Annotated in this window: 18 protein-coding genes and 1 pseudogene; 9 read left to right on the top strand and 10 right to left on the bottom strand. The window is 56.5% G+C overall.

Going from position 1 to position 21,564, the window contains the following annotated elements; all coding sequences use genetic code 11:
- Positions 1 to 17: 17 nt before the first annotated feature.
- From LCD46_11375 to LCD46_11410, 8 genes are all read right to left on the bottom strand, one after another.
- Complete coding sequence (locus tag LCD46_11375; protein UOY72865.1) at positions 18 to 1,568, bottom strand: methyl-accepting chemotaxis protein; 1,551 nt, start codon at positions 1,566 to 1,568, stop codon at positions 18 to 20.
- A gap of 89 nt (positions 1,569 to 1,657) precedes the next feature.
- Complete coding sequence (locus tag LCD46_11380) at positions 1,658 to 2,674, bottom strand: LacI family DNA-binding transcriptional regulator (GenBank protein ID UOY72866.1); 1,017 nt, start codon at positions 2,672 to 2,674, stop codon at positions 1,658 to 1,660.
- A 28-nt stretch (positions 2,675 to 2,702) separates the two neighbouring features.
- Complete coding sequence (locus LCD46_11385; GenBank protein ID UOY68725.1) at positions 2,703 to 4,109, bottom strand: sucrose-6-phosphate hydrolase; 1,407 nt, start codon at positions 4,107 to 4,109, stop codon at positions 2,703 to 2,705.
- On the bottom strand, positions 4,109 to 5,479 hold the full coding sequence (locus LCD46_11390; protein UOY68726.1) for a sucrose-specific PTS transporter subunit IIBC: 1,371 nt from the start codon (positions 5,477 to 5,479) through the stop codon (positions 4,109 to 4,111). The genes LCD46_11385 and LCD46_11390 overlap by 1 nt, the downstream gene beginning before the upstream one ends.
- 66 nt (positions 5,480 to 5,545) lie before the next feature.
- Positions 5,546 to 7,063, bottom strand: coding sequence for a carbohydrate porin (locus LCD46_11395; GenBank protein UOY68727.1), 1,518 nt, complete (start codon positions 7,061 to 7,063; stop codon positions 5,546 to 5,548).
- A gap of 173 nt (positions 7,064 to 7,236) precedes the next feature.
- Positions 7,237 to 8,127, bottom strand: a complete 891-nt coding sequence (locus tag LCD46_11400) for an aminoimidazole riboside kinase (protein ID UOY68728.1) — start codon at positions 8,125 to 8,127, stop codon at positions 7,237 to 7,239.
- An 89-nt stretch (positions 8,128 to 8,216) separates the two neighbouring features.
- A complete protein-coding gene (locus LCD46_11405; protein ID UOY68729.1) occupies positions 8,217 to 9,428 on the bottom strand; it encodes a diguanylate phosphodiesterase in 1,212 nt (403 codons plus the stop codon).
- Between the two features lie 101 nt (positions 9,429 to 9,529).
- Positions 9,530 to 11,005 carry an alpha/beta hydrolase gene (locus LCD46_11410; protein ID UOY68730.1) on the bottom strand — a complete coding sequence of 492 codons (1,476 nt, stop codon included), beginning with the start codon at positions 11,003 to 11,005 and terminating at the stop codon, positions 9,530 to 9,532.
- Between the two features lie 266 nt (positions 11,006 to 11,271).
- Here LCD46_11410 and LCD46_11415 point away from each other — a divergent pair, with 266 nt between their 5' ends.
- Genes LCD46_11415 through LCD46_11445 form a run of 7 tightly spaced genes read left to right on the top strand, consistent with a single transcriptional unit; the run spans position 11,272 to position 18,106 of the window.
- The gene (locus tag LCD46_11415; protein ID UOY68731.1) at positions 11,272 to 12,126 is read left to right on the top strand and encodes a MurR/RpiR family transcriptional regulator; all 855 of its coding nucleotides are present in this window, start codon (positions 11,272 to 11,274) and stop codon (positions 12,124 to 12,126) included.
- Positions 12,127 to 12,138: 12 nt separating this feature from the next.
- Positions 12,139 to 12,714, top strand: a complete 576-nt coding sequence (gene ddpX / locus LCD46_11420; protein ID UOY68732.1) for a D-alanyl-D-alanine dipeptidase — start codon at positions 12,139 to 12,141, stop codon at positions 12,712 to 12,714.
- A gap of 15 nt (positions 12,715 to 12,729) precedes the next feature.
- Positions 12,730 to 14,262 (top strand): ABC transporter substrate-binding protein, encoded by a 1,533-nt coding sequence (locus LCD46_11425; GenBank protein UOY68733.1) that lies wholly within the window; start codon positions 12,730 to 12,732, stop codon positions 14,260 to 14,262.
- Between the two features lie 23 nt (positions 14,263 to 14,285).
- Entirely contained in the window at positions 14,286 to 15,308 is a 1,023-nt protein-coding gene (locus tag LCD46_11430; protein UOY68734.1) for an ABC transporter permease, read from the top strand.
- Complete coding sequence (locus LCD46_11435; GenBank protein UOY68735.1) at positions 15,305 to 16,201, top strand: D,D-dipeptide ABC transporter permease; 897 nt, start codon at positions 15,305 to 15,307, stop codon at positions 16,199 to 16,201. Before LCD46_11430 ends, LCD46_11435 begins: the two co-directional genes overlap by 4 nt.
- Positions 16,198 to 17,184 (top strand): ABC transporter ATP-binding protein, encoded by a 987-nt coding sequence (locus LCD46_11440; protein UOY68736.1) that lies wholly within the window; start codon positions 16,198 to 16,200, stop codon positions 17,182 to 17,184. The genes LCD46_11435 and LCD46_11440 overlap by 4 nt, the downstream gene beginning before the upstream one ends.
- On the top strand, positions 17,177 to 18,106 hold the full coding sequence (locus LCD46_11445) for an ABC transporter ATP-binding protein (GenBank protein ID UOY68737.1): 930 nt from the start codon (positions 17,177 to 17,179) through the stop codon (positions 18,104 to 18,106). The genes LCD46_11440 and LCD46_11445 overlap by 8 nt, the downstream gene beginning before the upstream one ends.
- Before the next feature lie 79 nt (positions 18,107 to 18,185).
- Here LCD46_11445 and LCD46_11450 read toward each other — a convergent pair whose 3' ends face one another.
- The gene (locus LCD46_11450) at positions 18,186 to 18,614 is read right to left on the bottom strand and encodes an OsmC family protein (GenBank protein ID UOY68738.1); all 429 of its coding nucleotides are present in this window, start codon (positions 18,612 to 18,614) and stop codon (positions 18,186 to 18,188) included.
- A 115-nt stretch (positions 18,615 to 18,729) separates the two neighbouring features.
- On the opposite strand from LCD46_11450, the gene LCD46_11455 reads away from it, so the two are divergent.
- Positions 18,730 to 19,689, top strand: a complete 960-nt coding sequence (locus LCD46_11455) for a hypothetical protein (protein ID UOY68739.1) — start codon at positions 18,730 to 18,732, stop codon at positions 19,687 to 19,689.
- Between the two features lie 19 nt (positions 19,690 to 19,708).
- Here LCD46_11455 and LCD46_11460 read toward each other — a convergent pair whose 3' ends face one another.
- Positions 19,709 to 20,584, bottom strand: a complete 876-nt coding sequence (locus tag LCD46_11460) for a LysR family transcriptional regulator (protein ID UOY68740.1) — start codon at positions 20,582 to 20,584, stop codon at positions 19,709 to 19,711.
- A 110-nt stretch (positions 20,585 to 20,694) separates the two neighbouring features.
- On the opposite strand from LCD46_11460, the pseudogene LCD46_11465 reads away from it, so the two are divergent.
- Positions 20,695 to 21,545: pseudogene (locus tag LCD46_11465) on the top strand (MBL fold metallo-hydrolase).
- Positions 21,546 to 21,564 lie beyond the last annotated feature (19 nt).

Consider the following 21,564-nt stretch of genomic DNA (forward strand, 5'->3'; position numbering starts at 1 on the left):
AGCCTCCCTCCATTCAATTAAGCCTGCACCGGCAAACTAAAACTCGAAATACTTCTCGAAAGCTGCTGCGCCTGCTCTTCCAGCGATGCCGCGGCCGCGGCGGACTGTTGCACCAGCGCGGCGTTCTGCTGGGTTACGCCATCCATCTCGGTTACCGCCTGTCCGACCTGGCTGATCCCACGGCTCTGCTCTTCAGAGGCGACGGAGATCTGCTCCATCAGCGTATTCACTTTATTAACAGAACCAATAATGGAATCGATCACCTCGCCCGAACGGTTCACCAGCTCGGCACCGTTTTTCACGCTGGAAACCGACTGCGCAATCAGGCTCTCGATGTCCTTAGCCGCCACTGCGCTTTTCTGTGCCAGGGTGCGAACTTCACTGGCCACAACCGCGAAACCGCGTCCCTGCGTACCGGCGCGCGCCGCTTCAACTGCCGCATTGAGCGCCAGAATATTGGTCTGGAAGGCGATGCTGTTGATAACGCTGGTAATGTCTTCGATGCGCTTCGAGTTCGCCGCGATGGTATTCATGGTGTCGATGACTTCACGGGTCACCGCTTCACCGGTGTGGGCATTTTTCACCGCGTCCTGCACCAGTTTTCCGGCCTGATAGACGTTATCGGTATTGTTCGCCACGGTTGCGCTCAGTTCTTCCATGCTGGCCGCCGTCTGGGTTAACGCGGACGCCTGCTGTTCGGTACGTGACGCCAGGTCAATATTCCCGGAGGCAATCTCTTGCGCTGCGTGGGTCACGGTATGGCTCGCATCGCGCACCTGGGCGATGGTCGCAAGCAGCGCCTGGCGCATCTGCTCCATCGAACTCATAAGATGGTCGATTTCGTTGCCAGAGCGTCCCTTCACCGGCACCGGGATGTCCAGCTTGCCTGCCGCAATCTGGCTGCAGTGTTCGCGTGCCAGGTTTACCGGGGCAAACACAAAGCGCTTCATCAGCAGGCTGACCGCGACAATCACCACCACAAACAGGCAGGCGATAGCGGCAATCATCACCAGGCCGGAGATGAAGTTGCTGCTCGCATCTTCGTTCAGGCTTTTGGCGTATTTCTGGTGGACCGAAAGCACCTGGTCGAGAACGATCTCGTACTGGCGGTCGAGGCGGGACACGTTCGGGATCAGGGCGTTAAATTTGGCAACATCGTGCGCTTCGGCAGCATTGATCAGCGGTACCAGTCCCTGGTTGCGGTAGTTTTGCCAGGCATCCTGATAGGCACTCACCAGCGGCGCTTCATCCGTCAGACGCGGTGAATCCATAAAGGCAGCAAAGGCGTGGTCCGCTTTGGTCAGCGCCTCTTTCACTGCGGCAAGCTTCGCAGACTCATCTGCCGAGTTGCCCGCTTCCACCATCTTCACATACTCCATCACCCGAACGCGCAGGGTGCGGCTGTGGTTGATGGGGTCAATAATCGACAGCACAACCTGGATCTCTTTGTTCACATTATCCAGGGAATTATTACTTTTAATGATGAGGCCAACGCTGGTGACGGTGCTGACAACAAAGAAGAAAAGCAGTGAGAACAGGACAATCAGGGACGACTTTTTCAACGACATAGACCAATACCTCAAGGAGAATTATTCCTTATGGTTATCGGCGCATCCAAAACTTAAATTAATTAAAGTTATTGATGTATCGGTCAGAGCTATATAGATGACTTATAGCGTCGTTGCAGGGTGGCATCCAGCTTGCGCTGCAAGGGCTGTGGTGTCTCCCCTTCGATCAATTTGCTAATTAAATCAAAGCAGTGCCAGGCCAGCTGGCGGTTATCCTGACGAATGGTATCGACAGGGATCGTCAGCGAATCGTAGAGGTAGTGATCGTCAAAACTGGCTAACCTGATATCGCTTTGCAACAGGTAGTGTTGACCCATGTAGCGCAATACCCCTTCCAGCAGACCGCAGGCGGCGGTGAAAAGCGCTTTCGGCGGACGTCCCAGGCGGGCGCAAAGTTCAGCGAACATCTCGTATCCGGAGCTCGGATGATAGTTGCCGTGAATGATCCACTCCGGGCGCAGCGTTACATTGGCTTCACGCAAACCTTGCTTAAACCCTTCCAGGCGGTCGCGCGTCGGGGAAAGGCGTGGTTGACCGCCGAGGAAGTAAAACTCATCAGGATGCTGACGCGCTATGTCAGCCACCAGTTCCGTCGTCGGGGTAATGGAATCGGTGATCACCAGCGGCAGCGCGCTGTCGTTGATGTGGCGGTCAAAAAGGACAACGGGCAGTTGCTCACTCAGCTTGTGGTAGTCCGCATCGTTAAGCATGCTGGAAGCCACAATCAGCCCGTCCACCTGACGCGCCACCATGTTGTTCACCACTACCGTCTCCTGCCCCGGGTTTTCATCGCTACAGGAGATCAGCAGCTGAACGCCAGCCTCACGGCACAGCGTCTCCAGCTCGTGAGAAAACACGGCAAAACCGTAGTTGGTAATTTCAGGAACCACCAGCCCAATGGTGTGGCTACGGTTATCACGCAGCGACCGGGCATGAATGCTGGGCTGATAGTGGTGCTCTTTGGCAATCGCCAGCACGCGTTCACGCGTCTCTTCCGCTACGCGCAGCTCTTTGCTGCGTCCGTTCAGGACCAGGCTGGCGGTGGCTTTTGATACCCCCGCCAGTTCCGCGATGTCTTTAATGGTGACGCGTTTTGTTTTTCTCACAACGACTTAGATCCGGCTGCCAAAACCCTCATTCTATCATGCAGGCGCGCAGCGACCAGTAGCGTAATGTGATGACGGACTCACCTTCGAATCGTACACGGGCTGGATGGTCAGGAAAATAGCGGCTGCTCAGCACTCCTTCACCGTGGTTGATGAAAATTTCAACGCTGGAGCGGTCGCACAGAACGCGTAAATGGCTGACGTCCCCCAGCCAGTAGCGGGTCAATGTTTCCCCGGCTTTCAGACTGGCGCGTTCCAGACGCAGCCCCTGGCCATCGACCGTGAGACGCAAGGTTCCGCCGAAATCGACGTCCACGCGCGATGTACTCAGTTCAAACTCCAGACGCGTCGCATCCAGTTCTGGCGCATCACTGGCGAACCCCTGCCAGCGTCGTTCACCTTCACGCAGCGCTTCCAGTTCACGAGCTGGGGTCTGCCAGAGCTTGCCGTCGTGGTAGCGTAATTCGCGCGGACAAGTCATCTGGTGCATCCAGCCATGCGTTCGTGTTGGCTGAAGCATCTCTTCTCCGTCCGGCACGCCCATCCAGCCGATCAGAATGCGTCGACCATCTTCCGCCAGCGTCGTTTGCGGTGCGTAAAACTCAAACCCGGCATCCAGCTCATGCAGCTCACCGTGTTCAAATGCGGCGCGCGCATAGTCAAACGCCCCGCTCATCCATGCGGCTGGATAGGTGTTGAGGTAGCGATGTGGCTCGCGCGCCAGCCCCTGCGGACAGCAGATCAGAACATGCGTCCCGTCGAGGGCAAACAGATCGGGGCACTCCCACATATACCCTGCGTCCATCAGGCCGTTAACGCCGTGACCGGCGATCTCACCGCAGGACGCCCAGGTGTGCAAATCAGCGGATTTGAACAGCAGCACTTTGCCGCGTTTTTGCAGATCCTGCGCGCCCAGCACCATGTACCACTCCCCATTGTGCTGCCACACCTTCGGGTCACGCACGTGGCCGGTGTAACCTTCCGGTAGCGCAAGCACAGGTCCGAGTTTCTTAAAGCTGCCGTCCGGTTGTTCCACGGCCAGACACTGCCAGGCGGTGCGGTTGCCGTCATCGAATTTGACGTTGCCGGTGTAACACAGGGTCAAAACGCCCTCGTTATCCACGGCGCTACCAGAGTAGCAGCCGTTGCGGTCATACTCTTCGTCGGGCATCAGCGCCAGCGGCTCATGCTGCCAGTGCACCAGATCCGCAGAACTCCAGTGCCCCCAGCATTTAAACCGATGCTCGCAGTCCAGCGGGTTCCACTGATAAAACAGATGATAACGCCCGGCAAGCCAGATAAACCCGTTGGGATCGTTCATCAGCCCCGTCACCGGCGCGGCGTGCCATTGCGGATAATGGCTGTCTGCGAGCGCGCGCGGCTGGCCTTTCATAACGGCCTGCAGGATCGCAGGCCAGCGTGAAGGTAACGTCATTATTCTGAGTCCGTTTTATATTTCAGCAGCAGCGAGACGGTAAACGCCACGCCGAAGGCAATCACCATGCCGATAATATAGTTGAGCAGAGAGCTTGCCTGCACAATGGCCATACCTGGAATAGCGGTCAACCCAACGGCAGTCATATAAACATGCACTGAGACCACCCAGGCCCCGCCCACCGCACCGCCAATCAACGCGGCAATAAACGGTTTTACGAAACGCAGGTTGATACCAAAAATGGCCGCTTCAGTAATACCGAGCATGGCAGAGAACGCCGAAGGTAAGGTAATGGCTTTGATTTTGGCATCTTTGGTTTTGAACCACACCGCCAGACAGGCGCCGCCCTGTGCTACGTTCGCCATCGCCCAGATCGGCAGCAGGAAGTTAACGCCAATCGACGGGTTACCCAGCAGACCTGCTTCAATCGCGTGGAAACTGTGGTGAATACCGGTGATCACAATCACCGAATACAGTCCGCCGAACAGCAGCCCGGCGAGCCAGCCCGTGTGGGCGATCAGCGTGCTCAGAATAAAGGAGATACCGTCGCCCAGGGCGCGCCCCGCCGGGCCGATAATCAGCAAGGCGATAAATCCGGAGATAACGACGGTGAGGAACGGTGTCAGGATCAGGTCTAACGCATCCGGGATCGCGCGGCGCAGGTTTTTCTCCACGATGCTCATGAACCAGACGGCCAGCAGCACCGGGAAAACCGTGCCCTGGTAACCAATCATTGCGATCTCAAGGCCGAAGAAATTCATGGTGTGGAAACCGGACGCCACGCCCCAGGCGTTGGTCAGCGCCGGGTGCGTCAGAATGCCGCCCAGCGTCGCGCCGAGATACGGGTTGCCGCCAAATTCCCGCGCGGCGGTAAAACCAATCAGAATAGGCAGAATGATAAACGCCGCCGAGCTGCACATGTCCAGCATGATGTAGATGGCGTTATCCGCATTGACCCAGCCGTAGGTTTTCACCATACCGAGCAGGCCCATCAGCAGGCCGGACGCCACAATCGCGGGAATGATCGGCACAAAGATGTTGGAGAGCAGACGGGCAATGCGCTGGAACGGGTTCAGCTTGCGCGCCGCCAGATCCGCGGCTTCGGATTTACTGGATTCGCTAATCCCCGCAGCCTGAATAAACGCGGCATAAACCTTGTTGACCACGCCCGTGCCAAAAATCACCTGCATCTGCCCGGCGTTACGGAAACAGCCCTTCACGCCCTCGACCTTGCCGATAGCCTGCTGATCTGCCAGCGCGTCATCGACCAGCACCAGACGAAGACGCGTTGCGCAATGCGCCGCGCTGGCGATATTTTCCTTGCCACCGAGCAGCGGAATAAGCTCGCGGGCGATTTGATTAAAATCCATAGATACCTCTGCCTGACTTCTTTTTATGATGTGCGAAACGCCCCCGCCAGGCGGGAGCGTGATGGGTTAAAACCAGGTTTCCATCTGGACCCCAAAGTTCCATTCCCCGCCTGCGTTGAACCCGCTGCTGCCAAAGGCATCATCGCTGGCGTAATGATCCAGTTTGCTGCTCCAGTCCATCCAGGTGGCAAACAGGCGCAGCTCCGGACGGCTGAAGAAATCGCCGATTTTGCTCGCTTTTAACGTTGGGGCAAAGGTCAGCTTGTAGAAGCTGCCGTTGACGGCGTTGCGGTCCTTATAGCCTTCCGGGTTTAAATCCATGTACTGATAGCTTCCCTCAAACGCCAGGGCGAAGTTCTGCGTCACCTCTTTAATCAGGCGGGTGTTGAGCGTCACCCACTCATAGCTATCGCCCTTGACGTAACGATCTTTACTGCTTTGCGCCAGGACAGCAGGCGCAACGCTCCAGCCCCCGCCAATCGGCGTGACACCGTAACTTGCAAAGCGCCAGGTATTCGCCTCGGACAGCAGTGCGCCATCGGAACCGATGCTTTTCACTTCCGCACCCAGCCCGTGACCGTACAGCAGCGCCGTTTTGGCTGTCCCTTCCCGCAGGCCGTAGAAACTCTCATTGTGCAACCCGACCAGAGCATGAACGCCGGTATTGGCGGCGTCAGTTTTGATGAGATCGCCGTTGGTGTCTTTACGGTCGTCGTTATCTTTTGCCCGCAGGCCGCTTACCATCAGCTGGAACGGTCCGGCGAAGTGGTTCATGCTGAGGATATAGTTCTGAACGTTATTGTCGGTCTGCTCCACGCTGCCAAAGTTGCGGCCGTAAATTGAGAAGTTACTGCGCAGCGAATCGTTCCATCTCACGTCATACACACCGCCACCGGTACCGGCAAGGAACACGACGTCGGAATCCAGCCAGTGAATATCAAAGTTGTCGCGGTCAAAGCGTTTACCCGCCCAGAAGGTACTGCCCTTCAGCGCACCGGTGAAATCAGGCAAGTTGCCCAGCTCCGCAAAGGCCTGACGAATATTGAGATCGCTGGTATCGGCTGACCAGTCGTTATAAGTCCTCTGACCGTCGGCCAGCATCGCTTTGAAGCGCGTGGTCGCCCCGTTATCCAGGGTTTGTTTATGCTCCAGGTTCAGCTCAACGTAGGTATCGGCTTCGTTACCCAGACGCCCTACTGCTCCGCCCGTTTCCCCGGCGGGTGTCAGATAAGGGCCGCTTTTGCTGCTGGAGGCCGCATCGTTCATCAGCAGACCAGAACGGGCATAGCCGTGGAACTCAAACCCACCGCTTTGGTCCGCTTTTTTCTCCAGTGCGGCGGTGCGTTGAGCCACTTCCTGAGTTGTCGTTTGCGCCTGCTGCTGAGCCGCAACCAGTTGCTGCGTTTTTTGTTCTGCATCCGTCGCGCGTTTCTCAGCAACCTGTGCGCGCGTCTCCGCGTCCTGAAGACGTTGTTCCATCGCCGCAAGTCGCGCTTCGATGCTTGTCATATCCGTTTGGGCAAAAACAGAGGTACTTCCGGCCAGCATGCCTATCATCACGGCAAGTCTGCGTTTTTTATACATTTTGTCGCATCCCTAAAAGAAGTCATTAAACGTGCTAAATTGCTAAACCGGTTTAGGTTGCTGATACTAAACCTCTGAATTTTGGATCGGCAATCTTTTTTGCTAAACCGTTTTAGTAAGTGTGATCGAGGCGACAATTCAGGCCGCCGGATGGCGGCCAGCAATGGGAGGAATTACAGGGCGTGCTGATATGGCAGAGCCGTCATGGCGCCTTTTGCCGTGGTGGCTAACGCACCGCAGCGTTGAGCTAAAGCGATAACGGACGTCAACGGCTGACCGGCGGCCAGCCCGTAAAGCAGCCCCGCCACAAAGGCATCGCCTGCGCCGGTCGTATCGACACATTTCACAGGCGTGGCCGGATAGTGTTTCACGGTGCCCTCATGCCATGCGATGACGCCCTCTTTACCCTGTGTAACCAGCACCAGATGTGCCGGGCAGCGATTCATGAGCTTATCCAGACCGGTCTCCACCTGCGTTTCGCCAGTGAAAAAGGCCAGCTCTTCGAGAGAAAGTTTCACCACGTCTGCACCCTGCAGAGCGCGTTCGAGACAGCGGCGAAGCTCGTTCTCATCCTGCCAGAGGTCCGGGCGAATATTGGGATCGAAACTGACGTAACCACCCGCTTCCCGGATGGAGGCCATCGCCCTGAAGGTCGCAGAACGGCTTGGCTCTGCGCTCAACGCGATGGAACAGACATGCAGCCACTCCCCGGCGCTGAAGCTCGGGAGATCGGCCGTTTCCAGAAACAGATCGGCGCTCGGGCGCACCATGAAGGTAAACGAGCGTTCGCCGTGGTCATCCAGATCCACTACCACCGTAGAGGTACGATGCGCCGGGTCCAGGCGCATATACTTCACGTCGACTCGCTCGTCGGCTAATGTCTTAGACATAAAACGCCCGAACGGGTCATCGCCAACTCTGCCGATAAAGGCGCTTCGACCGCCCAGCCGGGCTATACCGACGGCGACGTTTGCCGGTGCACCGCCGGGACACTGCAGTAATCTGCCTTCGCCGTCAGGCAGCAAATCCACTACCGCATCGCCAAGTACCCAGATTTTTTTCATGTGATCCTCTTAGCTAAACATTGTTAAACCGTTTTAGCTATTTAAGCACAGGTCAGGAAAAGGGGAAATAACGAGGGTGGAAAATTGGCTTAACGCACCAGATGCGGCCAGTGAATATCGCCTACGCCATTAAGCTGTGGACGGGCAAACAGAAAGCCCTGGAAACGGCGGATCCCGGCTGATTCAAGCCAGCACCACTCCTCCATTTTCTCGATCCCTTCCGCCACCAGGGTGATTTCGAGGTCGGAGCAACAGCTGACAATCGAGCGCACGATCGCCTGTTTCGGGCCGCTAAGATGAATATTGCTGACAATTTCCCGGTCAATTTTAATTTTATCCGGCTGGAACCGGGTCAGCAGCGAAAGCCCCGCATAGCCGGAACCAAAATCGTCAATCGCCAGGCCAATGCCTTCAGCACGAAGTTGTTTAATGGCGCTATTAAACTGGTTGAAGCCGGAAATCATCTCGTTTTCAGTGACTTCAATGACAACCTGCTCCGGTTTAAGCCCGTGTTTTTTAATTTGATCCGCCAGAAATGCCACGGCGCCAGGAACATTGACCAGCGACATCGGTAACAGATTTACCGCAATTTTATGGTTACCAATACCGAGCTTTTCAGCCAGCGCAAAGGCATAGACTTTCGTCTGAAGGTCAATTTCGTAGATTTTGTCCGGGTCGAGGGAGCTGAAAAAATGCTCCGGACTGCCGCCATCATTACCGCGAATGAGGGCTTCAAGTGAACTAATCTTCCCTTCGGAGGGCTCAACAATGGGCTGGAGCGCAAACTGGCAAGATTGGTTAGCCAGCAGGCCCAGGCTATCACCAAACGGTAATGTCTCCGGTGAGAGCGTCCATTTTGTCGGGTCGTAACGTTCCCCAGACGAGGACGGTCGCTGATCTGTAATAAACCTCTGGATAAATTTGAATACCCGATCATCAGAGGCGAGATAGCTGTCCAGCTTGCTGTAACGCAGTACCGACTGTAGCACGTCTTTCGCCGACTGGATCTGCAGGTCGAAGAGCAGCATACCGACATTTTCGAACCGTCTGCGCGGGCCGTAGTCCCGCATCAGTTCAACCACACCACTGTGCCGTTTATCCTCACGGATGGTGTGGAACAATTTGACCACACTCTCTTCCGACCCTTCTAGGATTTGCATAACATCACTCCCTTTAGCCAGGAGGACGCCGGTAATATCCAGTTTTGTGTTGCGGCCCCTGGCCCGCTCCACCAGCTCCCGCAGTTCGGTGGACGGGTGGGATAAATTCAACTGGCTTCGGTAAATGAGCGTTGTCAGCACAAGAGCGGGTTCCAATGAGAGAGAAAGGTGCCTTGAACCTACTGTTTATCATAATTAATCAGTGCGACCTAACATATTCACGCCACAAGGGTTCTTTACGGTTATTGATCCCCGATCCGGCCGCCGATCCTCTCCAGCATGTAGTCGTAGAACGGGTTCGAGGTGACTCGCATGAGCGCCTCTTTTCCGACGCTCAACACGGACGTTTCTCCCCAGAGCGCAATCGTCCCCAGGCTAATGCCATAGTGGTTTTTCACGCCAGGTTCGCGGCCATACAGATCGTCATCCGGCGGGAACGGCACGGCAATATGCGACAGGGAGTAGACATCCTGCGGCCAGGACTGTGCAAGCGGTACGACTGTCTCATGGGTGCTGCCTGCCGGGGTTATTTTCGCCACCGTCGAGAAACTGTGCTCGCTGGCATTGGTGATAATCGTGACACTGTAACGCCTCTGTTCGACGGGCAGCAGCGACGAGGCCGCCGTCCAGGATGACGGCTTAAACAAAGGACGGAAACTTGCCGCCTGGTTGATATCAAACATAACCAGTTCACTGCCGTTCTCCGGAAGCTGATCAAATAACCCGGTTACCACCGCGCGGGTACTGACCGTGGAATCCATCACTGACTGAAACGCCAGAACCGGCGGCAACTGCCCCAGTTTGTGTTCCCGCGCCGCGCGGCCAATCTGCTCCTGAAGGGTCTTCGTCAACAGCCACGACTGGCGGGCAGCATTTACCGGGAACGAGTTGTATTTATACGGATTATATTCCGGCGAGATATTCAGCCACGCCGCTTTGGCAAACGCCGGCAGCAGCGCCGGTAACCCGGCGAAACCGGCAAACCGCGCAAAGGCCGTCACGCCAATCATCGGTGAAAGCAGTACCACCTGCTGCGGTCGATGAAGTGAAGTGGAATCCAGCGCATCAAGGGTATATTTCATCGCCAGCGCCCCGCCGTTGGAGTACCCCACCAGATGGAGTGGCGCACTCTCTCCCGCCAGACGCGTGGCTTCCCGCACAGCAAGGCGCGTTGCCGCCAGCCACATCTCCCAGTCAACGTCCGTCAGCGCGCCGGGCGCGGTGCCGTGTCCGGGTAGCCGCGGTACCACTGCCACAAACCCGTGCTGCTGATAATGCAAAGCCAGGTGTCTTACACTGTAAGGTGAGTCCGTCAATCCGTGCAGCAACACCACCGCACCGCGCGGCTTTCCGGCAGGCATCAGCACAAATGAACGGTTGGCATCTGGTGAAAACTGACCGGGCCACACCAGGCTCTGGCGGTAATAACGGTTTAACGGGGTTTGTTCCTCGCCCGCTGTTTTCGCCGTCACCGCGTTATCCAGATCGGTGAAAATCGCCTTTTCCCGGGCCTGATACCCGGAAAAATCGGCTTTGTCCAGCTCGCGCACGGACATCTCATCTGCCCGCCAGGTATGCCAGGGGTGCAGTTCCGGCCCCTGCTGAGACAGATACGCCCGCACAGCAAGCAGCACGACCAGGACGATCCCCGCTACCATCGCTATTTTTTTTGCGAGAGACATCAGGCGCACGCTGACACGCCAGGACAAATTCGCCATGCCGGGATCCCTTTTATTTTCACTGTGTTTATATCTTATCAAAAATGTGAAGAAGCTGACGTATTCAACAAATTCATACCTGCCCGCTCAGCCAGTGCACCAAAAGTGAACTAGGCTGCACAAATGTTGATCATTGGTTAATTAAATATTGCATGAAGTTTGTGTCGCAGCAGGTTCTCACTGCCCTGTGACTCTGGCACGCGTCATGCATTGTTAATCAGGTAACACAATTCTGGCGACTGACAGCCTGTTAACAGCGAGGCGCTATGACGACAAAACCCGAGATGTTGAGCCGTATCGAAGCGACCTTCAGCCAACTGACGCCCAGCGAAAAACGGGTTGGCAGCTGGCTACTGGCGCACACCGCGCAAATTCCGTTTGAAACGGCAGAGAGCGTCGGTCTGGCGACCGGTACCAGCGGCATCACCGTCGGACGCTTCCTGCGCAAGCTGGGGTATCGTAACCTGGAAGACGCCAAGAAAAGCCTGCGCGACCCTTACCAGCCCTGGGGCATGAATGAGCGTCTGGACTCCTGGCAGCAGCAGCGCCCCCTGCCCAATCGCCTTCAGCACGCTTTGTCGCTGGAAGTGGATGCCATCACGCAGGTGTATCAGTTGGCGCAAACGGACACCTTCCGCCAGGTGGTGCATCAGTTGGCTCACGCGGAGGCCGTTTTTGTGCTGGGAATTCAGTCGACCCGCGGGATAGCCAACGCTTTCTTCAGCCACCTCGAGTATCTCCGCCCGGGCGTCAGCTATTCCGAGGGGGCATCCGGGAGCTGGGTTGAATCTCTGAACTCAGGGTTTTCTCATCCCTATGTGGTGCTGACAGATACCCGTACCTACTCCGCTGTCGCTCGGCAGTACTGCCGTGTTGCAAGTGAGAAACAGATCCCCCTGGCCTTGATCACTGATATCTGGTGTCCGTGGGCACGCGATTATCAGATTGATTTACTGCAAGTGAAAACCGATACCGGCCATTTCTGGGATTCACTTGCCCCCGTGAGCTGTCTGTTCAACCTGCTGCTGTCGGGCGTGGTGGAAGCGTTAGGTGACGCGCTTCCGGCGCGCCTGGCCGTAAACCGACAATTACAACAAGAGTTTGGCCAATTCGAACGCTAAAGGAGCGGAGCTATGCCCGAAGAGAGTGAACTGATTGATGTGGCGAAAGCGTTTCCCACGCTGCACATCGATCTGAAGTACGCCACCGCCGACAACATCACTGGTCGCCCGATCTATCAGGAAGCACAGTGCCTGCTGCATACCGACGCGGCCACCGCACTGGCGAAAGCCATCGGTATTGCCACGCTGGCCGGGTTGAAACTGGTGGTGTACGACGCCTATCGACCGCAACAGGCGCAGGCCCAGCTGTGGGATGCCTGCCCAAACCCGGAATATGTGGTGGATGTGGCGATTGGCTCCAATCACAGCCGCGGTACGGCTATCGACGTCACGCTGATGGATGAACATAACACCGTGCTGGATATGGGTGCCGGTTTTGACGAAATGCATGACCGCTCGCATCCGTATCATCCCTCCGTGCCACCGCACGCACAGCGCAACCGTCTGCTGCTGAACGCCATCATGTTCGGCGGCGGTTTTGTGGGGATCAGCAGCGAATGGTGGCATTTCGAACTGCCGAATGCCGCCAGCTATCCGCTGCTTGACGACCGTTTTGCCTGTTTTCCATTGACGCACCCCCCTCTTTGAACCTGGAGCACTGCCATGAAAACAACGCTTCTCACGACCGTAATTGCCGCCACGCTGGCACTGAGCGCCCCGCTGGCGCTGGCTTCCGTCCCGAAAGACATGCTGGTGATCGGTAAAGCAGCTGACCCGCAAACGCTCGATCCTGCCGTAACGATTGATAACAACGACTGGACCGTCACCTATCCGTCCTATCAACGACTGGTGAAATACAAGCCCGGTACAACCGAAGTGGAAGGCGATCTGTCAACAGTATGGAAAGCCTCCGACGACCAAAAAGAGTGGACCTTTACCCTGACGGACAACGCGAAATTCTCCGACGGCACGCCGGTCACCGCCGAAGCGGTCAAGCTCTCGTTCGAACGCCTGCTGAAACTCAGCCAGGGGCCGTCTGAAGCCTTCCCGAAAGACCTGAAAATTGATGCCGTTGATGACCATACGGTGAAATTCACGCTCAGTCAGCCGTTTGCCCCGTTCCTCTACACGCTGGCGAACGACGGTGCCTCCATCATTAACCCGGCGGTGTTGAAAGCCAATGCGGCGGACGATGCGCGCGGTTTTCTGGCGCAAAACACCGCTGGATCAGGCCCGTTTATGCTGAAAAGCTGGCAGAAAGGTCAGCAACTGGTGCTGGTGCCAAATCCCCACTGGCAGGGTGATAAACCGCACTTTAAACGCGTGTCCGTGAAAATAATCGGTGAGAGCGCCTCCCGCCGACTGCAGCTTTCCCGTGGCGATCTGGATATTGCTGACTCTCTGCCGGTTGACCAGCTGGCCGCACTGAAACAGGAAGGCAAAGTGGCCGTCGCAGAATACCCCTCTTTGCGCGTGACCTACCTGTATCTTAACAACAGTAAGGCACCGCTTAATCAGGTGGATTTACGCCGTGCCGTCTCCTGGGCGACGGATTATCAGGGAATGGTGAAAGGCATTCTGAGCGGAAATGGCAAGCAGATGCGTGGCCCGATCCCGGACGGCATGTGGGGCTTTGACGCGACGGCCATGCAGTACAGTTTTGACGAGGCCAAAGCCAAAACCGCGCTGGAGAAGGTGAAAGACAAACCGGCCAGCCTGACCTTCCTCTACTCGGACAACGACCCGAACTGGGAGCCTATCGCACTCTCTACCCAGGCCAGCCTCGGCAAACTCGGCATTAACGTCAAGCTGGAAAAACTGGCAAACGCCACCATGCGCGACCGTGTCGGTAAAGGTGATTATGACATTGCCATCGGCAACTGGAGCCCGGACTTTGCCGACCCGTATATGTTCATGAACTACTGGTTCGAATCGGACAAAAAAGGGCTGCCAGGCAACCGTTCGTTCTATGAGAACAAAGAGGTGGATTCGCTCCTGCAGGCCGCGCTGAAAACCACCGATCAGGCGGAGCGCACCAAAGACTACCAGCAGGCGCAAAAAGTGGTGATCGACGAAGCCGCCTACGTGTATCTGTTCCAGAAGAATTACCAGCTGGCGATGAACAAAGACGTTAAAGGCTTCACCTTTAATCCGATGCTCGAGCAGGTGTTCAACATCGCCACCATGAGTAAGTAACGGTTCTCGCCGGGGGAAAGTGTATGACGTTCTGGAGCATTGTGCGCCAGCGCTGCTGGGGGTTACTCCTGGTGGTGGCCGGTGTCTGTATTATTACTTTTATTATTTCACACATGATCCCCGGCGATCCGGCCCGTCTGCTGGCCGGTGACCGCGCCAGCGACGAAATTGTACAGGGCATTCGCCAGCAGCTGGGACTGGACCAACCGCTGTATATCCAGTTTGGCCGCTACGTGGAGGCTCTCGCCCATGGTGATTTAGGGACGTCGATTCGCACCGGGCGTCCGGTTGCGGAAGATTTAAAAGCCTTTTTCCCCGCTACGCTGGAACTGGCTTTTTGTTCCCTGCTGCTGGCCCTGGTGATTGGGGTGCCGCTGGGGATTTTATCGGCGGTGTATCGTAACCGCTGGCTGGATCATCTGGTGCGGTTGATGGCAATGACCGGGATCTCCACCCCCGCATTCTGGCTCGGGCTGGGCGTCATTGTGCTGTTCTATGGTCATCTGCAAATTCTTCCCGGTGGCGGTCGGCTGGACGACTGGCTTGACCCGCCAGCTCATGTCACCGGGTTTTATCTGATCGATTCCCTGCTTGAAGGCAACGCAGAGGTGTTTTTGAACACCCTGCAGCATCTGATTTTACCCTCACTGACGCTGGCGTTTGTGCATCTGGGCATTGTGGCGCGGCAGGTACGCTCGGCCATGCTTGAGCAGTTGAGCGAGGATTACATTCGTACCGCCCGCGCCAGCGGGTTGCCAGGCTGGTACATCGTGCTGCGCTATGCCTTACCAAACGCCATGATCCCGTCAATTACCGTACTCGGGCTGGCGCTGGGCGATCTGCTTTACGGTGCCGTGCTCACCGAGACCGTCTTCGCCTGGCCCGGAATGGGGGCCTGGGTGGTGACGTCCATCCAGGCGCTGGATTTCCCGGCGGTGATGGGCTTCGCGGTCGTCGTCTCGCTGGCCTACGTGCTGGTTAATCTGGTGGTCGATCTGCTTTACCTGTGGATCGACCCGCGAATCGGGCGCGGAGGTGCCGAATGATGTTAACGCAGGAAACGCCCGTACCGGTTAAAACCGTGAGACAACGCATCAACTGGGCAAAGCTCTTCTGGATGCTGCGTCAAAGCCCGCTCACGATCGTCGGTGGCGTCATTATGATAGCCATGCTGCTTCTGATGGTGACCTCACCGTGGATAGTGCCGCACGACCCGAACGCGCTGGATCTGACCGCCCGCCTGCAGGCACCGTCGGCGCAACACTGGTTTGGCACTGACGAAGTGGGCCGCGATCTGTTCAGCCGCGTACTGACGGGCAGTCAGCAATCCATTACCGCCGGGCTGGCCGTTGTGGTTATTGCAGGAGGGATTGGCTCGCTGCTGGGCTGTTTGTCCGGTGTTCTGGGCGGGCGCGGCGACGCCATCATCATGCGGGTGATGGACATTATGCTCTCTATTCCCTCCCTGGTACTCACCATGGCACTGGCAGCCGCACTGGGCCCGAGCCTATTTAACGCCATGCTGGCGATTGCGATTGTCCGCATTCCGTTTTACGTCCGCCTGGCGCGCGGACAAACGCTGGTGGTGCGCCAGTTTACCTATGTCCAGGCCGCCCGCACGTTTGGCGCATCGCGCTGGCATTTAATCCGCTGGCATATCCTGCGCAATGCCCTGCCACCGCTGATTGTGCAGGCCTCACTGGATATCGGTAGCGCCATTCTGATGGCCGCCACGCTGGGCTTTATTGGTTTGGGTGCTCAGCAACCGACCGCCGAATGGGGCGCAATGGTGGCCGTTGGCCGTAACTACGTCCTCGACCAGTGGTGGTACTGTGCCTTTCCTGGTGCAGCCATTTTGATTACTGCCGTGGGCTTTAATCTGTTTGGTGACGGTATCCGCGATCTGCTGGATCCGAAATCGGGAGGGAAACAGTCATGACCGAATCGGTATTAACCATTGAAGATTTACATCTGAGCTTCCCGATTTTTCGCGGTGAGGTCCATGCCCTCAACAACGTCTCGCTGGAGATCAAACGAGGTGAAATCGTTGGCGTTGTTGGTGAGTCGGGTTCGGGAAAATCGGTTACCGCCATGCTGGCTATGCGCCTGCTGCCGGAAGGCAGCTACCATATTCATCACGGTCAGGTGAGGCTATTGGGTGAAAATGTCCTGACGGCATCCGAGCAACAGCTTCGCCAGTGGCGAGGCGCTAAAGTGGCGATGATTTTTCAGGAGCCGATGACTGCACTCAACCCGACGCGGCGGATTGGCAAACAGATGGTGGAGGTTATCCGCCAGCACCAGCCGCTTTCGCGGGGTGAGGCGCAGCAGAAGGCGATTACTCTGCTGGAGGAGATGCAAATCCCGGACGCGAAACAGGTCATGGAACGCTATCCGTTCGAGCTATCAGGCGGCATGCGCCAGCGGGTGATGATCGCCCTTGCCTTCTCCTGCGAGCCTGAACTTATCATCGCCGACGAACCCACCACGGCACTGGATGTCACCGTTCAGTTACAGGTGCTCCGGCTACTGAAACACAAAGCACGCGCCAGCGGCACCTCGGTGCTGTTTATTAGCCACGATATGGCCGTGGTGTCGCAACTCTGCGATCGCATGTATGTGATGTACGCGGGTAGCGTGATAGAAAGCGGATCCACGCAAACGCTGATCCACCATCCCGTACACCCTTATTCTATTGGTCTGTTGCAGTGTGCACCGGAAAATGGTCAGCCGCGCGACATGCTTCCGGCGATCCCCGGCACAGTACCCAACCTCAGCCAGCTTCCGCAAGGATGCGCTTTCCGCGAGCGTTGCTTTGCCGCCGGGGCGAAATGCAGTGAAACACCGCGCTTACAACCCAATGGAGCAGAAGGCCAACAGGCTGCCTGCTGGTATCCACAACGGGAGCAACACCATGTCTGATGTACTGCTGGAACTGGATAGCGTGTACGTGAATTTTCCGGCACGCAAAAACTGGCTTGGCCGCGTAACGGAACAGGTACATGCCCTCAACGGGCTTGATTTACAGATCCGCCGGGGAGAAACACTGGGTATAGTCGGTGAGTCCGGCTGTGGGAAAAGCACGCTGGCACAACTGTTGATGGGCATGCTTAAACCCAGCACCGGCGCCTGCCAGCGGACACAGCACGCGGGCGGCATGCAGATGGTTTTCCAGGACCCGCTCTCCTCACTCGACCCGCGTCTACCGGTCTGGCGCATTATCACCGAGCCGGTGTGGGTGCAAAAACGCAGCAGCGAGCGCGAGCGCCGCCAGCTGGCTGAAAACCTGGCACTGCTGGTAGGTATTCGCCCGGAGTATCTCGACCGACTCCCGCACGCCTTTTCCGGTGGACAACGTCAGCGCATTGCCATCGCCCGGGCGCTATCGTCCGATCCCGATATTATAGTGCTCGATGAACCCACCAGCGCGCTGGATATCTCGGTGCAGGCGCAAATCCTCAACCTGCTGGTAAAACTGCAACAGCAGCGTAATCTGACCTTTGTTTTGATCTCCCATAACGTTTCGGTGGTCAGGCATATGAGCGACCGCGTGGCAGTAATGTATCTGGGTCAGATTGTTGAACTGGGTAGTGCCGCACAGGTGTTGGGGGAGCCGCGCCATCCTTACACCCGGCTGCTGCTTGACTCCGTTCCCAGAACAGGTCAACCGCTGGATGAGGGGCTGGCGCTGCGTAAGACTGAACTTCCCGGAAACCGTCATTTGCCGGTTGGCTGTTTTTTCCGTGATCGCTGCCCGATGGCAATGGAGGGATGTGAACATCCGCAACCGTTACAGCCCTCACATGAGGGCCGGAACGTTCGCTGCTGGCGGAATCTGGATTAGATTTGCGGATCCCCCGTCCCTGTAAATCCAGCGCCAGGAACGCGCGAGAGGAAGAGCCGGGCGCGAACCCGACTGGGACTTAGTTAAGCTTATAGTCGAGCGTAATCTCGGCTTTCAGGAGCTGCGATACCGGGCAGCCCGCTTTCGCTTTCTGAATAATGCCATCGAACTGCTGAGGGGCGATGCCTGGGACGGTCACCTTACTTTTCAGGGCAACCTTCGTGATAGCAAAGCCGCCGTCGGTTTTATCCAGAGAGACGTCCGCGGTGGTATCAATGGAATCGGCGATATAGCCCGCTTCGCCAAGCATCAGCGACAGTGCCATCGAAAAACAGGTCGCATGTGCTGCGCCAATCAGCTCTTCGGGGTTGGTCCCCTTTTCGCCCTCAAAGCGGGTATTGAAACCATAAGGCTGTTGATTGAGAACGCCGCTCTCGGTGGAAACCGTTCCTTTTCCGCGCTTAATGTCGCCAGACCAGTGTGCCGAACCGTGCTTATGAATAGTCATTCTTGCTCTCCTTTTGGCTTACAAAGGGTTAAGTATAGACTACGCATCTGACCCACCCTGGAACACAGACTTTTCCAGGACTTTCACCTGCTGCACCAACAAAAAGGATAATGATGTGGCGCTAAAAATCAGGATGGCCGTTGCCGTAACTACACTGGCTCTATCGCTGTCTGCACTGGCGAAAACGCCGGAGAACTTTATCTATACCAGCTCCGGCGATCTCGATGCGGCGTTTCCGCTTGTTGCGCGAAGCGACATCGGCGGCGTGCAGATTGTTTACAACTGGCGCTTGCTTGAACCCGAGAAGAACAAGTATGACTTCTCGCGCATTGAGCAGGATCTGGCGCGTCTTAAGACTGCCAGGAAAAAGCTCTTCATCCAGATTCAGGATCGTTTCTTTGAGCCTAATGCCCGCTACGTGCCGGATTATCTGATGCACGATAAGCAATATGGTGGCGGGATTGCACCGCAGTTCGATAACCCCGGCGAAGGAAAGCCAGTCGGTTCAGGATGGGTGGCGCGTCAGTGGGATCCTGCCGTGCGCCAGCGCTACCAGGCGCTGCTGGCCGCCCTGGCGAAACGCTTTGATGGCGAGGTATACGGGGTAAACCTGCCGGAAACCGCCATTGATATCGACGAAAAAAATCCGCCGGCCGGATTTACCTGCGACAGCTATTTCGCGGGTGAAATGGAAAACCTCGCCTTTGCGCGAAAGGCTTTTCAGAAATCACACGTTGTGCAATACGTGAACTTCTGGCCGTGCGAGTGGGATAATGACCACAACTACATGGGGCGTCTGTTTGCGTATGCCAGCGCTAACAATATCGGCCTGGGTGGACCGGACATTGTTCCCAACCGCAAGGCCCACATGAAGAACGCCTATCCCTTCTTCCATAAAAATAAACACACGCTGCCGCTCATCGCCATGGCGGTTCAGGAGCCGACCCTGACCTATAAAAATCCGCAGACCGGTAAGCCCTTTATCAAAGCCGAGTTTGACCAGTTCGCAGAACAGTACCTCGGGGCCGATATTATTTTCTGGAGCACCGCCACGCCCTGGCTAAAGGCAAAGTAATCAAGAGCGTTCGCGGCTATCATGCCAGATAACCGGCCAGTTCATCGAGAAACACGCGCAGTGCAGCTGGCTGATATTCCCGGGACTGATAAATGCCATGGATGGCAAGCGGTTTCGGCTCCAGCGCGCTCAGCACCGGCACCAGTAAGCCCTGGTCCAGCGCGGCAGACGCTTCACGCTCCGGCAGCATCGCAATACCACAATGCTTTATCGCCGCATCCATCAACAGCGAAGAGATGCTGGCGCTCAGGTTGCCGCTGACGGCCACGCTCAGGTTTTCGCCTTCCGGGGTCAGAAAGTGCCAGGACTGCCCGGCGAAAAAGCTGTAGTGCAGGCAGTTATGCTGTGCTAATTCTTCGGGGCTGACGGGCGTCCCGTGCAGTGCAAGATAATCGGGTGAGGCACAGAGAACCGAGCGACATTCTCCCAGCCGACGGGCAATCATGCCGGGTTCAGGGTTATCCGTAATGCGCACGGCGACATCAATGCGCTCTCCCACCAGGCTGACCGGGTGGTTGTTCACATCCAGCTCGATGCGCAGTTGCGGATAGCGCGAAAGCAGACCGGGCAACACCGGCGCAATCAGGTGCATAGCGGTGAAATGGGCGCAGGCCACCCGCAGCGTGCCGGACGGCAGATCTTTCTCTGACTGACCTTCGATTTCCTGCGAGATCTGCGAGAGTGTCCGTGTTTTTTGCAGCACCTTTTCCCCTGCCGCGGTCAGGGTTAACTTGCGCGTTGAGCGGTTAACCAGCCGTGTTCCCGCCCACTTCTCCATTTGTTCAAGATAGCGGCTCACCATCGGTCGGGAAATCCCCAGCGCGCGGGCCGCCGCGCTCAAACTTCCCAGCTCGCATATCCGGTTGTAGACCTGAGCGGCAATAACGCGATCCATAGAAACTCCATTTGCTCGATTTATGAAACTAAGCATGTCTTGTTTCAGGAATTCTGGCAAATGCGAATATCCGTACAATAGAGACTTTCCTGCACAACAGAGACAACAGTATGAAACTCACTCACCTTGCTTTGCTTTCCACCCTTTTCACTCCGGCTGTTTTTGCTGCACCGTTGACCATTGATACCTATAACCCGCAAGAAAAAGGGTTTTCGCGGTCTCATCAACGCTGGTCTCCGGCCCGAAAGAAGCGGTTCTGTTTGATGCGCAGTTCAGCGTGAAAGATGGCGAAGCGCTGGTAGAGAAAATTCGCCACAGCGGTAAAACGCTGAATAAGATTGTGATCACGTCTGGCGACCCCGATTTTTACTTCGGTCTGCAGCCGCTGGTAAAAGCCTTCCCGAATGCCAAAGTGGTAGCCACCCAGCATGTCGTTGACCATATTAAAGCCACCAAAGACGCCAAGCTCGCCTTCTGGGGTCCACAGATGAAAGACGGCGCGCCAACCGAGCTGGTTGTGCCGCAGGTGCTTACCTCCACCACGTTTATGGTTGACGGGGAAAAGATTGATATTGAGCAACCAGACAGCTACGCGGCTTATGTCTGGATCCCGTCAGCGAAAACCATTCTTGGCGGTACCGGGGTTTCCTGGGGCATTCACGTCTGGACAGCAGACACCCAGACACCAGCGAGCCGTAAGCAGTGGCAAGAAACGCTGGATGATATGGCCGCACATAAGCCCGAGCGCGTCATTCCGGGGCATTATCTCGGCACGCCGCCAGCCGGAACCGGGGCTATCGACTTTACCCGTCAGTACCTTCAGCAGTTCGAACTGGCGTTAGGTCAACATAAAAACTCAGCCAGCGTAATCGACACGATGAAAAAACAGTGGCCGAACCTTGCAGAAGCCAGCTCACTGGAACTGAGCGCCAAAGTGAATACCGGCGAAATGAAGTGGTAATGTAAAAACCTGCTATGCT

Origin of the sequence: Enterobacter ludwigii, from assembly GCA_023023105.1 — a bacterium.
Taxonomy (GTDB): Bacteria; Pseudomonadota; Gammaproteobacteria; order Enterobacterales; family Enterobacteriaceae; genus Enterobacter; species Enterobacter adelaidei.

Excerpts from the sequence above, each read along its gene's own strand:
- LCD46_11415 (UOY68731.1), top strand. The coding sequence starts at position 11,272 with ATGACGACAAAACCCGAGATGTTGAGCCGTATCGAAGCGACCTTCAGC.
- LCD46_11395 (UOY68727.1), bottom strand. The coding sequence starts at position 7,063 with ATGTATAAAAAACGCAGACTTGCCGTGATGATAGGCATGCTGGCCGGA.
- LCD46_11410 (UOY68730.1), bottom strand. The coding sequence starts at position 11,005 with ATGGCGAATTTGTCCTGGCGTGTCAGCGTGCGCCTGATGTCTCTCGCA.
- LCD46_11425 (UOY68733.1), top strand. The coding sequence starts at position 12,730 with ATGAAAACAACGCTTCTCACGACCGTAATTGCCGCCACGCTGGCACTG.
- LCD46_11450 (UOY68738.1), bottom strand. The coding sequence starts at position 18,614 with ATGACTATTCATAAGCACGGTTCGGCACACTGGTCTGGCGACATTAAG.
- LCD46_11375 (UOY72865.1), bottom strand. The coding sequence starts at position 1,568 with ATGTCGTTGAAAAAGTCGTCCCTGATTGTCCTGTTCTCACTGCTTTTC.
- ddpX (UOY68732.1), top strand. The coding sequence starts at position 12,139 with ATGCCCGAAGAGAGTGAACTGATTGATGTGGCGAAAGCGTTTCCCACG.
- LCD46_11440 (UOY68736.1), top strand. The coding sequence starts at position 16,198 with ATGACCGAATCGGTATTAACCATTGAAGATTTACATCTGAGCTTCCCG.
- LCD46_11400 (UOY68728.1), bottom strand. The coding sequence starts at position 8,127 with ATGAAAAAAATCTGGGTACTTGGCGATGCGGTAGTGGATTTGCTGCCT.
- LCD46_11430 (UOY68734.1), top strand. The coding sequence starts at position 14,286 with ATGACGTTCTGGAGCATTGTGCGCCAGCGCTGCTGGGGGTTACTCCTG.
- LCD46_11390 (UOY68726.1), bottom strand. The coding sequence starts at position 5,479 with ATGGATTTTAATCAAATCGCCCGCGAGCTTATTCCGCTGCTCGGTGGC.
- LCD46_11385 (UOY68725.1), bottom strand. The coding sequence starts at position 4,109 with ATGACGTTACCTTCACGCTGGCCTGCGATCCTGCAGGCCGTTATGAAA.
- LCD46_11460 (UOY68740.1), bottom strand. The coding sequence starts at position 20,584 with ATGGATCGCGTTATTGCCGCTCAGGTCTACAACCGGATATGCGAGCTG.
- LCD46_11445 (UOY68737.1), top strand. The coding sequence starts at position 17,177 with ATGTCTGATGTACTGCTGGAACTGGATAGCGTGTACGTGAATTTTCCG.
- LCD46_11435 (UOY68735.1), top strand. The coding sequence starts at position 15,305 with ATGATGTTAACGCAGGAAACGCCCGTACCGGTTAAAACCGTGAGACAA.